We start from the raw sequence: 12,052 nt of genomic DNA, 5'->3' as shown, positions 1-12,052 counted from the left end.
GGCGGTGGTGGTGTCGCGGTCATCGGTGGTTGCGCTGGTCACGCGAGATCTCCTAACGAAAGAGCAAGGGGGACGAGGAAGGCCGGGCAGCGATCAGTGCACCACCGCTTTCTCCGCGCCCACGCCGGTGAGCGAGCGGACCTCCATCTCCGCGGCCTTGGCCGGGTCCTCGGACCTGCCGCCGACCAAGGTGCCGATGACGCCGAGCGCGAACGCCAACGGGATGGAGACGATGCCCGGGTTGGACAGCGGGAACCAGTCGAAGTCCGATCCGGGGAGCATGGCGGTCTTGCTGCCGGATACCGCGGGGGAGAACACGATCAGCACGATCGTCGAGATCAGGCCGCCGTACATGCTGAACAGCGCGCCTGTGGTGTTGAACCGCCGCCAGAACAGCGAGAACAGGATGGTCGGCAGATTCGCCGATGCCGCGACCGCGAACGCCAGCGCCACCAGGAAGGCGACGTTCTGCCCGTTGGCCAGGATGCCCAGGGCGATGGCCAGCACGCCGATCACGACCGCCGTGATCCGGGAGACGCGGACCTGTTCGCGCTCACCGGCTTTCCCGCGCTTGATGACATTGGCGTAGATATCGTGGGCGAACGAGGCCGACGCCGTGATGGTCAGGCCCGCGACCACCGCGAGGATGGTGGCGAAGGCGACCGCGGAGATCACGCCGAGCAGCACCACGCCACCGAGTTCGAAGGCCAGCAGCGGCGCCGCCGAATTCTGCCCGCCCGCGGCCGCGAGGATGCGGTCCGGGCCGACGATCGCCGCCGCGCCGTAGCCGAGCACCAGGGTGAACAGGTAGAACGCGCCGATCAGGCCGATCGCCCAGACCACCGAGCGCCGTGCCTCTTTGGCGGTGGGCACAGTGTAGAAGCGCATCAGCACGTGCGGCAGGCCCGCGGTGCCGAGCACCAATGCCAAACCGAGGGAGAGGAAGTTGAGCTTCGAGGTCTCGCTGCCGCCGTACTGCGCGCCGGGAGCGAGCACGTCGCGCGCGGCGACGGCCTTGTTCGCCGAGCCGGAGACCGCTTCCTGCGCGGAGCCCAGAACGTCGGAGAAGTTGAAACCGAACTTCGCGAACACCATGACGGTCATCAGCGCCGCGCCCACGATCAGCAGCACCGCCTTGATGATCTGCACCCACGTGGTGCCCTTCATGCCGCCGACCAGCACGTAGACGATCATCAGCACGCCCACCACGGCGATCACGATGGACTGCCCGGTCTTGTCGGAGATGTCCAGCAGCAGCGCGACCAGGCCGCCCGCGCCCGCCATCTGCGCGAGCAGGTAGAACAGCGACACGGTGAGCGTGGACAGCGCGGCGGCGGTGCGTACCGGGCCTTCCTTCAGCCGGAAGCTCAGCACGTCGGCCATGGTGAATTTGCCGGTGTTGCGGAGCATTTCGGCGACCAGCAGCAGCGCGACCAGCCAAGCGACCAGGAATCCGATGGAATAGAGGAAACCGTCGTAGCCGTAGACCGCGATGGCGCCCGCGATGCCGAGGAAGCTCGCGGCCGAGAGGTAGTCGCCCGCGATCGCGATGCCGTTCTGCGGGCCGGAGAAGCCGCGCCCTCCGGTGAAGTAGTCGGCGGCGGTGGCGTTGTTGCGGCTGGCGCGGATCACCACGATCATCGTGAACACGACGAAGACGCCGAAGATGGCGATATTGGCGACCGGGTTGCCGACCGTCGCGGCTGCGGCGTAGGTGTGCACGGTGTTCACGCTCGTTCTCCCTCGAGGTAGCCGCGGATCTTCGCCGCGCGCGGATCCAGTTCCCGGTTGGCGAACCGCACGTACAGCGCGGTGATGGCGAAGGTGGAGACGAATTGGCCGAGGCCGAGCAGTAACCCGACGTTGACGTCGCCGAACACCGGGCGGCTCATGAAGTCATGGGCGTATGCGCCGAGCAGGACGTAACCGAGGTACCAGAGCAGGAACAACGCGGTCATCGGAAACACGAAGCGGCGCAGGCGCGTTCGCAGTTCCTGGAATTGGGGGCTCGCCTGCACTTCGGCGAATTCTGCTGCGCTCGGCGCTCGCCGCGGGGCGGCGTCGTCGAGTTCGGTACTGGTCATGATTGTCCTACCAAGTGACGTGGCTTACTTCCCGAGGAAGGTAAGCCAGGCCCGCGGCCCGCCAGTAGGCTGTGGCGTGGGTCACTCTGTGAAGGTGCCCGAATCTGCGCTGAGCGGTCGATGTGACGCGATGAACGGTCGGCCGCCCGGGGCCTCGGTCAGTCCGAGCGCAGGCTGCGCTCGCGGTCGGCGCCCATGCCAAGTCGCTCCGGCGCGTGCATCCGGACGAAGATCCGGCTCACCGTCCTGGCGCCGAGTCCACGGGTGAACGAGCTGACCAGCACCATGGTGGCGAACGCCAACGGCACGCTGATCGCCGCCGGATAGCCGAGCAGCGCTGCGGGCCAGCCGCCCGCCACCGCGTCGGAGAATCCGCCGGTGACCGAGACGGCGGTCGCGGTGCCCGCGGCGAGCCCGCCCGCGATCAGGCCGGCCGCCGCGCCCGCCGCGGTCAGCCCGCGCCACCAGATGCCCAGCACCAGCAGCGGGCACAGCGTGGAGGCGGCCACCGCGAAGGCCAGGCCGACGGTGCGCGACAGGTCCAGCGACACGACGGTCAGCGACAGCGCCAGCGGAACCGAGCCCGCGACCAGCGCCGCCGCGCGGAAGTCCCGGATCCGCCCGCGCAGCATGTCGGTGCTGAGCACGCCCGCGATGCTCACCAGCAGTCCCGACGAGGTGGACAGAAACGCGGCGATCGCGCCCGCCGCGGCCAGCGCCGCGAGCAGCTGCCCCGGCAGTCCGGCGACCACCGAGCCGGGCAGCAGCACCACCGCGGCATCGGAGGTCCCGGTGATCAGCAGTTGCGGCACGTACAGCCGGGCGAAGACGCCCAGCAGGACGGGGAACAGGTAGAAGAGCCCGACCAGGCCGATCACCGCGAGCGCCGTAGCGCGCGCGGCCCGCCCATCGGGGTTGGTGTAGAAGCGCACCAGCACGTGCGGCAGGCCCATGGTGCCGAGAAAGGTCGCGAGTATCAGCGAATAGACCTGGTAGGCCGGATGCGGTCCACCCAAGCCGCCGCCCGGCGCCAGCCAGCCCGCGCCGTCGGCGGGTGCGCCCGCGACCACCGGCACGGCGGCCCCGGCTTCCAGAACCAACCGCGTGCCCGCGGACAGCTCGTGGGTGCCCGGCGTCAGCGGCACCGGGCCGTCGACCGCGCGGTCGTCGAGTGTTCCCGTGATCGAGACCTGCTGCGGCGCACCTACCCGCACCACCACGTCGGTGGTCACGTCGACGGTCGTGCGCTCGGACACCACCGGCGGGGCGGGCGCGCCCAGTTCCCGCTCGTCGGCGAGGAAGTGCCCGAGCAGCACCAGCGCAGGAAGGGCCACCGCGGTCAGCTTCAGCCAGTATTGGAACGCCTGGACCAGGGTGATCGAGCGCATCCCGCCGCCCACCACGTTGGCGAGCACGATCGCGCCCACCGCCACCGCGCCCACCCAGTCCGGCACCCCGAGCAGGATGTGCAGGGTCAGCCCGGCCCCTTGGAACTGCGGAATGAGATACACCGCGCAGATGAGCACCACGACGGTGGCCGCGAGCCTGCGCAAACGCAGTGAGCCCAACCGGAATTCGGCGAAGTCGGGCACCGTGTACGCGCCGGAGCGGCGCAACGGAGCGGCGACGAACAGCAGCAGCGCGAGATATCCGGCGGTGAAGCCCACCGGGTACCACAGCGCGTCCGCGCCGTATTTCGCGATCAACCCGGCCACGCCGAGAAACGAGGCGGCCGAGAGGTATTCACCGGAGATCGCGGCGGCGTTCCAGCGCGGTCCCACGCTGCGCGAGGCGACGAGGAAGTCGGAGGTGGTGCGCGCGAGCCGCACGCCGTACGCGCCGATCGCGACGGTCGCCAGCGCAGCGAGGACCAGCGCGGCCACGGTAAGCGCGGGCGCCGTCCCCGAGGTCATGCAGTGCTCCGGAGCGGGCACATCGGTTCGGCGGGCGATGTGGACGTAATCGACGTGTTCATGGTGGAGGGCGCACCATCAGTCCTCGGCCAGTTCGAGGAAGTCCTGTTCGTTGCGTTCGGCCAAGCGCACATACGTCCGGCCGAGCAGGAACAGCAGCGGGTAGACGGCTCCGCCGAGCAGCAGCCACGGCAACCGGATGCCCAGCGCCGTCATCGAGCCGAACGAACCGGTGCGGAACAGCACCGGTAGCGCGCACAGCAGCGCGATGCTCACCAGGCCCACGCGTAGCGCGAGCCCGAGTTGGGCGCGGATCAGGCCCCCGATGAGCGCTTCGCCGAACTCGGTCTGCTCGGCGACCTCCACCCGCGTGCGCACCCGCCGCGCGCCACGTCGCTCGGAGAGCACGACGCGCCTGCGGCCCGGACGCTGCGGCCCGGTCACTGGTTGCCCCAGTGCTGCCGGGGCCGGTGCACCAGCCGTTGTTTCAGCTCACGAACCTGTCTTCGGCTGACCGGCAGTTCGACCGCTTGCGCGTCGCCCTCGGCCCGCAGGCACACCACCGTCCCTGAACCCATGCTGCGCAGCCCGGTGACCAGCCGCAGCGCCACCAGATACGACCGGTGCACCCGGAGGAATCCCGCGTCGTGCCAGCGAGCCTCCAGCGCCGACAACGGAATCCGCACCAGGTGCGATCCGGCGCTGGTGTGCAGCCGCGCGTAGTCACCGTCGGCTTCCACCCAGCTCACGCTCGATCTCGGTACCAGCGTCGTCACTCCGCCGAGTTCCACGGGGATGACCTCGTTCGGGTCGGTGCGGGCGTCGGCGGCGGGCGGGTGTGGCGCGCTGCGCGCAGCGGCGATCCGCCGCACCGCCTCCGCGAGCCGGTCCTCCCGCAGCGGCTTGAGTAGATAGTCCACCGCGCCCAGGTCGAACGCCGCGATCGCCCGGTCGTCGTGGGCGGTCACGAAGACCACGGCGGGCGCGGCGGCGAACTCCGAGAGGATGCCCGCCAGCTCCATGCCGTCCAGTCCCGGCATGTTGATGTCCAGGAATACCGCGTCGATCGGATGGGCGCGCAGCACCCGCAGCGCGCTGGTGGCGTCGCAGGCCGCGTGGATCTCGCCGATCTCGGTCCGCGCGCGCAGCAGATACACCAGCTCGTCCAGAGCCGGTCTCTCGTCGTCCACGGCCAGCACGCGCAGCGCGCCCGCCGGTTTGCCGGTAACGCGGGTCACAATCGCACCATCGTAAGGCTCTCCGGATCCAGGGTGCCGCGTGGCGGTCTCAGGCCCGGATGCCCGCGCGGAACTTGGGGACGCGCAGGCTGACCTTCGTGCCCGCGCCGGGCGCGGTTTCCACGACCAGGCCGTAGTCGTCGCCGAAGGCCGCGCGCAACCGGTCGTCGACATTGGCCAGCCCGACGTGCGCGGCCTCACCGGAGCCCGCCGGGCCCGTCCCGGTGTCAACAGTGTCCAGTGCGCCGGAGCGGAGCAGATCCGGGTCCATGCCGACGCCGTCGTCCTCGACGCTGATCACGCATTCGGTGCCCGCGTCGGCAGCGACGATGCTGACGGTGCCGCCGTGCGCGGTGCCCGCCAGCCCGTGCCGCACCGCGTTCTCCACCAGCGGCTGAAGCGCGAGGAACGGCAGCACCACGCCGAGCACCTCGGGCGCGATCCGCAGCCGGACCTGGAGCGCGTCGCCGAAACGGGCGCGTTCGAGCGCGAGGTACCGCTCGATGTTGCGCAACTCGTCGGACAGCACCGTGAATTCGCCCGCGGCGCGGAAGGAGTACCGGGTGAAGTCGGCGAATTCGAGGATCAGCTCGCGGGCCCGCGCCGGGTCGGTGCGGACGAACGAGGCGATGGTGTTCAGCGCGTTGTAGATGAAGTGCGGGCTGATCTGGGCTCGCAGCGCGCGCACCTCGGCGCGGTCCAGCCGGGCCCGCGACGCGTCCAGCTCGGCCAGTTCGAGCTGGCCGCAGGCGTACCGCGCCACCTCGGCGACCGCACCCAGCCGGCCCGGTCCCGGCTGCCCGGCGCTCACGACTCCCAGCACACCGGCCACGCCGTTGGATTCGACCAGCAGCGGTTGCGCGATCAGCGTGCGTCCCGCGTGTTCGCCGCGTCCCGGTCCGGCGACGAGCACTGGGCGCTCGCCCGCGACGGCGCGCACGGCGGCTTCGCCGAAGTATTCGGCCAGTTCGGCGTGCGGGCCGTCCCAGGCGAGCAACGTGCCGTCGGGGTCGGCCAGCGCGAGCGCTTCGGCACCGGTGAGCGCGCGCAGGTGCGGCGCCGCCTCCCGTGCCGACTGCTCGGTCAGCCCGCGCCGCAGCGGGACCGCCGCCAGCGACGCGGTGTGCAAAGCCGAATGCACCGCCCGCTCGGCGGGCGTGGTCACCACTCTGCGGGTGCGCGACCAGATCAGCAGCGCACCGGCGATCAGCGCCGCCACGGTCGCGACGGCGAGTGCGGTGGTCATGGCGGGCTTCGCCGCACGGACTGCATGGGCTGATTATCGCGCCGGCCGCAATCGTGCGCGGAGCGGTGGCGGTCCTGATGTGAGATCGGGCCTGGAGTATCGGCCGGATCGCGCGGCAGGGTGGTGGCGGATCCGGGGCCCGCGATCGAGTCCCTGAGCATCGATAGGATTGCGTGAGGCACGCGGTGCTGGTCAGCGGCGGCCGGTGCCGCGGCGCAGTCCCGGTCCCGGTCCCGGTCCGCCGGAGTTCAGCCCTGGTACTGCGGGACCGTGAACTCGACGGTGCCGGGTTCGGGGAAGTGCGCCGCGCCGATGCTGACCGTCGCGGTGAACTGGCCGATGCCGGGAAGGAACAGCGCGGAGTGGCCGCTGTTGCCCCAGTAGCCGGGGCCCTGCGCGACCACTTGGAACGTACCTTCTTGACCGGTGTCGACGTTGCGATAGTTCAGCGTGACCGGCAGCGTGCAGGGCCCGGCGCCGACCAGCGTCGCGCCCACGGTGAAGGCCGCCTGGTTGGGGTAGGCGTTGCCGTTGACCGACATCTCCACCTGACCCACGCACGGTCCCTGGGCCAGGGTGTACACAGTGGCGAATGCGGCGGGCGCGGCCGCGGCGGGCGCGGCCGTCGCGGCCAGTGCCGCCATCGCCGTAGCGGGGACCATCAAGAGCGCTGTCGTCGAATTCATCGACACCTCCACGATTTCGGGAAAATCCGGTCTGCCGTGCTGGCCCGTCCCCGAGAAGCGCCGGCATCGTCGTGGGGAGGGAAGCAGAGATTACCGCCGAGCCCCGGCCGCCGTTCGGGTGTTCCCGAATTCGGCAAGACCCCGACACTCGCGGAAATCAGCCACTCATACGGCGAGTCCCCAGGACGCGCCGGTGATCTTCCCCACCGACACGCCGGACGCCCGGGTGGCGCCAGCGCGCCGGTCCGAAGCAGTCGGTGGGCACGCCTAGAATCGGTCCAGCCAACCCCCGTCGAGACCTTGGGAGGAAGGACCGTCTTGGCCGCCTCGTCCGGATCGTTCGTCCATCTGCACAACCACACCGAGTACTCCATGCTCGATGGTGCGGCCAAGATCTCGCCACTGTTCAGCGAGGCGAAACGGCTGGGGATGAACGCGGTCGGGATGACCGACCACGGCAACATGTACGGCGCGTCGGAGTTCTACAACTCGGCCAAGAAGCACGACATCAAGCCGATCATCGGCATCGAGGCCTACATCGCGCCCGCCTCCCGGTTCGACACCAAGCGCGTGCAGTGGGGCGATCCGAGCCAGAAGGGCGACGACGTCTCCGGCTCGGGCGCCTACACGCACATGACCATGGTCGCCGAGAACGCGACCGGCCTGCGCAACCTGTTCAAACTCTCCTCGCTTGCCTCCATCGAGGGCCAGCTCGGCAAGTGGGCGCGCATGGACGCGGAGATCATCGCCCAGTACGCCGAAGGCATCATCGCGACGACCGGCTGCCCCTCCGGCGAGGTGCAGACCCGCCTGCGCCTCGGGCACGAGCGCGAGGCGCTCGAGGCCGCGGCCAAGTGGCAGGAGATCTTCGGGAAGGAGAATTTCTTCCTCGAGGTCATGGATCACGGCCTGTCCATCGAGCGCCGGGTCCGTGAGGGTTTGCTGAACGTCGGCAAGCAGCTGGGCATTCCGGCGCTGGCCACGAACGACTGCCACTACGTCACCAAGGACCAGTCCGCCAACCACGAGGCGCTGCTGTGCGTGCAGACCGGCAAGACGCTGTCGGATCCCACGCGGTTCAAGTTCGACGGTGACGGCTACTACCTGAAGTCCGCCGAGGAGATGCGCGCGCTGTGGGACGCCGAGGTGCCCGGCGCATGCGACAACACGGTGCTGATCGGCGAGCGGGTCCAGTCCTACGACGACGTGTGGGCCTTCAAGGACCGCATGCCGATCTTCCCGGTGCCCGAGGGCGAGGACCAGGATTCCTGGCTGCGCAAAGAGGTCGACCGCGGCCTGGCGCGCCGGTTCCCGGACGGCGTGCCCGACGAGTACTACAGCCGCGCCTACTTCGAACTGGACGTCATCAAGCAGAAGGGCTTCCCCGCCTACTTCCTCGTCGTCGGCGACCTCGTCAAGCACGCGCGGGAGGTCGGCATCCGGGTCGGCCCCGGCCGTGGTTCGGCGGCCGGTTCGCTGGTGGCCTATGCGCTCGGCATCACCAATATCGATCCCTTGCCGCACGGCCTGCTGTTCGAGCGGTTCCTCAACCCGGAGCGCCCATCCGCGCCCGATATCGATATCGACTTCGATGATCGCCGTCGCGGTGAGATGGTTCGCTACGCGACCGAGAAGTGGGGCACCGACCGGGTCGCCCAGGTGATCACCTTCGGCACGATTAAAACCAAGGCCGCGATCAAGGACTCCGCGCGTGTCCAGTTCGGTCAGCCCGGCTTCGCCATCGCCGACCAGATCTCCAAGGCGCTGCCGCCGCCGATCATGGCCAAGGACATCCCGCTGTCGGGCATCATGGACCCCGATCACGAGCGGTACAAAGAGGCCGCCGAGGTCCGCGAGCTCATCGGCAACAACCCGGACGTGGCCAAGATCTACGAGACCGCGCGCGGACTCGAGGGCCTGATCCGCAACGCCGGTGTGCACGCCTGCGCGGTGATCATGTCCTCCGAACCGCTGATGGACGCCATCCCGGTGTGGAAGCGGCCCCAGGACGGGGCGATCATCACCGGCTGGGACTACCCGTCCTGCGAGGCCATCGGCCTGCTGAAGATGGACTTCCTCGGTCTGCGCAACCTCACCGTCATCGGTGACGCGCTGGACAACATCAAGGCCAACCGCGGCATCGACCTGGACATGGACAACCTGCCGCTGGACGACCCCGCGACCTACGAATTGCTCTCGCGCGGCGACACCCTCGGCGTCTTCCAGCTCGACGGCGGCCCCATGCGCGACCTGCTGCGCCGCATGCAGCCCACCGGCTTCAACGACATCGTCGCCGTGCTCGCGCTGTACCGCCCCGGCCCGATGGGCATGAACGCGCACAACGACTACGCCGACCGCAAGAACGGGCGGCAGCCGATCAAGCCGATCCACCCCGAGTTGGAGGAACCGCTCAAGGAAATCCTCGCCGAGACCTACGGCCTGATCGTCTACCAAGAGCAGATCATGTTCATCGCGCAGAAGGTCGCCTCCTACTCGATGGGCAAGGCCGACGCGCTGCGCAAGGCCATGGGTAAGAAGAAGCTCGAGGTGCTCGAGGCCGAGTACAAGGGCTTCCACGAGGGCATGACCGCGAACGGCTTCTCCGAGGCCGCGGTGAAGGCGCTGTGGGACACCATCCTTCCGTTCGCCGGCTACGCGTTCAACAAGTCGCACGCCGCGGGCTACGGCCTGGTCTCGTTCTGGACCGCCTACCTCAAGGCCAACTACCCGGCCGAGTACATGGCGGGCCTGCTCACCTCCGTGGGCGACGACAAGGACAAGGCCGCGGTCTACCTCTCCGACTGCCGCCGCCTCGGCATCACCGTGCTGCCGCCGGACGTCAACGAGTCCGAGCAGAACTTCGCCTCCGTCGGCAAGGACATCCGCTTCGGTCTCGGCGCGGTGCGCAACGTCGGCGCGAACGTCGTCGCCTCGATCATCCAGGCGCGCAAGGAGAAGTCGAAGTTCACCGATTTCTCCGACTACCTGAACAAGATCGACGCGATCGCCGCGAGCAAGAAGGTCACCGAATCCCTCATCAAAGCTGGTGGTTTCGACTCCCTCGGGCATCCCCGTAAGGGCCTGATGCTGATCCACTCCGACGCCATCGATGCCGTGATGGCCACCAAGAAGGCCGAGGCGATCGGTCAATTCGACCTGTTCGGCGGCTTGGATGCGGACGAGTCGGTGACCTCGGTGTTCAACGTGAAGGTTCCCGAAGAGGAATGGGAGTCCAAGCACCGGCTCGCGCTGGAGCGGGAGATGCTCGGCCTGTACGTCTCCGGGCATCCGCTCAACGGCGTCGAGCATGTGCTCGCGGCGCAGGCCGACACGCAGATCCCCGCCATCCTGGAGGGCGACATCAAGGACGGCACCCAGGTGACCGTCGGCGGCATCCTGGCCTCGGTCAACCGGCGCATCAACAAGAACGGCCTGGCCTGGGCCTCCGCGCAGTTGGAAGACCTCACCGGTGGTATCGAGGTGCTGTTCTTCCCGCAGTCCTACTCGGTGTACGGGATGGACGTCGTGGAGGACGCCGTGGTGCTGGTCAAGGCGCGCGTCTCGGTCCGCGACGACCGCATCTCGCTGATCGCCAACGATCTCGCCGTGCCCGACCTGTCGGCGGTCGGCGTCGCGAAGCCGCTCGCGGTCACCGTCACCACCCGCATGTGCACACCGGACAAGATCGGCGAACTCAAGCGGGTCTTGTCCAGGCACCCCGGCACGTCGGATGTCCATATCCGGCACGTCGGCGCCCGAGACAAGACCACGCTGCTGAAACTCGACGAACGCCTGCGAGTCTCACCGTCCTCGGCACTGATGGGCGACCTCAAGGCGCTGCTGGGCCCGGGCTGCCTGGCCGGCTGAGCGGCGGGTTCGGTGCGGTCAAGAATCGAGCCACTGCTCGATCTGCTCGAGATTCGGGGCGGAGACGACGATGGCACCGTCTTCGGCGTCCAGCAGATTCCAAGCGCGCGGTGATATCGGATCGCGTATCAGGCAGTAGCCCGCCCGCGTGGCCCGGTCGGTGAGGTTTCGGAGCCGTTCGGAGTTCGGGTCCGGTGTGACTGCTTCGGTTCCGTTCACAAGCAGTTCCTCCATGGGCGGTGTTGTCGTGCGGAATCCGGCGTGATGCGTCCGGCGGCGACCAAGGCGGCGAACGCGGTGCGTTTGCGGCCGCAGTCGTGATCGCGGTGCAGTTGCATCGCTCGGTGGGCCTCGGTGATGGTCAAAGGCTGGGCGGGTGCGGCGCATGTCCACGCTTCCGGCCACTGGATCGGGCCCACGTGGCCTCGCGTACGGGCGGCCCTGTGCCCGCGCGCGGGACGTCCCGGCCGGCCGGTCGGCCACACACAGCCGACGCCGAGCAATGCCGCGCCGCATCCGGCGAACACCGCCGCGATGCTCGACAGCATGGTCCATATACCCACGTCCGCTCACCGCTGGCAGCCGTTGCCCACATCGGTGCGCAGCCCCTCGGCTAGCTTGCTCAGACCATCGAGCACCTGCTGGAACGTTCGAGGTTCCGGCATGCTGTCGGCGGACAGCGCCGGACCGGGGTGCTCGGTGGGGAAGTCGATGCCACGCTGGTGTGCGCGTTCGCGTGGACTCGTCTTCTGCGGCACGATCCGGCCGTGCCGCACGAGTGTGTAGAAGGCGACCGACTTCCACGCGCACCGATCGATCCGGCATTCCCGGTGCCGTCGCATCTGTCGATGCGCCAGCTCGACCTCCGCAAGCCCGCAAATGCTCGGCGGCGCAACAAGAACCGCATTACTTCCGCCATAACGCAACATATTCGAATTCCTCCATGGCCCACCGGGGCCGGTGATGTCGAGTGGCACGCGGCTGCGGCGTCTCGCGAATAGACCCTCTCCACCATGTG

Annotated in this window: 11 protein-coding genes; 1 reads left to right on the top strand and 10 read right to left on the bottom strand. The window is 68.9% G+C overall.

The window, feature by feature from the left end; genetic code table 11:
• Positions 1 to 93: 93 nt before the first annotated feature.
• From NA8_RS12780 to NA8_RS12750, 7 genes are all read right to left on the bottom strand, one after another.
• Entirely contained in the window at positions 94 to 1,731 is a 1,638-nt protein-coding gene (locus NA8_RS12780) for a monocarboxylic acid transporter (RefSeq protein WP_174550074.1), read from the bottom strand.
• Positions 1,728 to 2,084: a DUF485 domain-containing protein gene (locus NA8_RS12775; RefSeq protein WP_063050582.1), complete on the bottom strand. Its 357-nt coding sequence runs from the start codon at positions 2,082 to 2,084 to the stop codon at positions 1,728 to 1,730. The genes NA8_RS12780 and NA8_RS12775 overlap by 4 nt, the downstream gene beginning before the upstream one ends.
• Before the next feature lie 158 nt (positions 2,085 to 2,242).
• The gene (locus tag NA8_RS12770) at positions 2,243 to 3,997 is read right to left on the bottom strand and encodes a sodium/solute symporter (protein WP_063050581.1); all 1,755 of its coding nucleotides are present in this window, start codon (positions 3,995 to 3,997) and stop codon (positions 2,243 to 2,245) included.
• A gap of 78 nt (positions 3,998 to 4,075) precedes the next feature.
• On the bottom strand, positions 4,076 to 4,441 hold the full coding sequence (locus tag NA8_RS12765) for a hypothetical protein (RefSeq protein WP_063050580.1): 366 nt from the start codon (positions 4,439 to 4,441) through the stop codon (positions 4,076 to 4,078).
• The gene (locus NA8_RS12760) at positions 4,438 to 5,235 is read right to left on the bottom strand and encodes a LytR/AlgR family response regulator transcription factor (RefSeq protein ID WP_063050579.1); all 798 of its coding nucleotides are present in this window, start codon (positions 5,233 to 5,235) and stop codon (positions 4,438 to 4,440) included. Before NA8_RS12760 ends, NA8_RS12765 begins: the two co-directional genes overlap by 4 nt.
• Positions 5,236 to 5,284: 49 nt before the next feature.
• Positions 5,285 to 6,481, bottom strand: a complete 1,197-nt coding sequence (locus NA8_RS12755; RefSeq protein ID WP_063050578.1) for a sensor histidine kinase — start codon at positions 6,479 to 6,481, stop codon at positions 5,285 to 5,287.
• Between the two features lie 248 nt (positions 6,482 to 6,729).
• Positions 6,730 to 7,167, bottom strand: coding sequence for a hypothetical protein (locus tag NA8_RS12750; protein WP_063050614.1), 438 nt, complete (start codon positions 7,165 to 7,167; stop codon positions 6,730 to 6,732).
• Positions 7,168 to 7,485: 318 nt separating this feature from the next.
• Between NA8_RS12750 and dnaE the strand changes: the two genes are divergently transcribed.
• On the top strand, positions 7,486 to 11,034 hold the full coding sequence (dnaE, locus tag NA8_RS12745) for a DNA polymerase III subunit alpha (RefSeq protein ID WP_084466740.1): 3,549 nt from the start codon (positions 7,486 to 7,488) through the stop codon (positions 11,032 to 11,034).
• A gap of 18 nt (positions 11,035 to 11,052) precedes the next feature.
• On the opposite strand, the gene NA8_RS12740 is transcribed toward dnaE, so the two are convergent.
• The 3 genes from NA8_RS12740 to NA8_RS12730 are packed head-to-tail and all read right to left on the bottom strand — an operon-like array spanning position 11,053 to position 11,876.
• A complete protein-coding gene (locus tag NA8_RS12740) occupies positions 11,053 to 11,253 on the bottom strand; it encodes a hypothetical protein (RefSeq protein ID WP_157106668.1) in 201 nt (66 codons plus the stop codon).
• Positions 11,250 to 11,597, bottom strand: coding sequence for a hypothetical protein (locus NA8_RS12735; RefSeq protein WP_063050576.1), 348 nt, complete (start codon positions 11,595 to 11,597; stop codon positions 11,250 to 11,252). The genes NA8_RS12740 and NA8_RS12735 overlap by 4 nt, the downstream gene beginning before the upstream one ends.
• A 6-nt stretch (positions 11,598 to 11,603) precedes the next feature.
• Positions 11,604 to 11,876, bottom strand: coding sequence for a hypothetical protein (locus NA8_RS12730; protein ID WP_063050575.1), 273 nt, complete (start codon positions 11,874 to 11,876; stop codon positions 11,604 to 11,606).
• Between the last annotated feature and the right edge of the window lie 176 nt (positions 11,877 to 12,052).

The organism is Nocardia arthritidis NBRC 100137 (assembly GCF_001612765.1).
Taxonomy (GTDB): Bacteria; Actinomycetota; Actinomycetes; order Mycobacteriales; family Mycobacteriaceae; genus Nocardia; species Nocardia arthritidis.
This window is presented reverse-complemented; position numbering and strand designations above follow the sequence as displayed.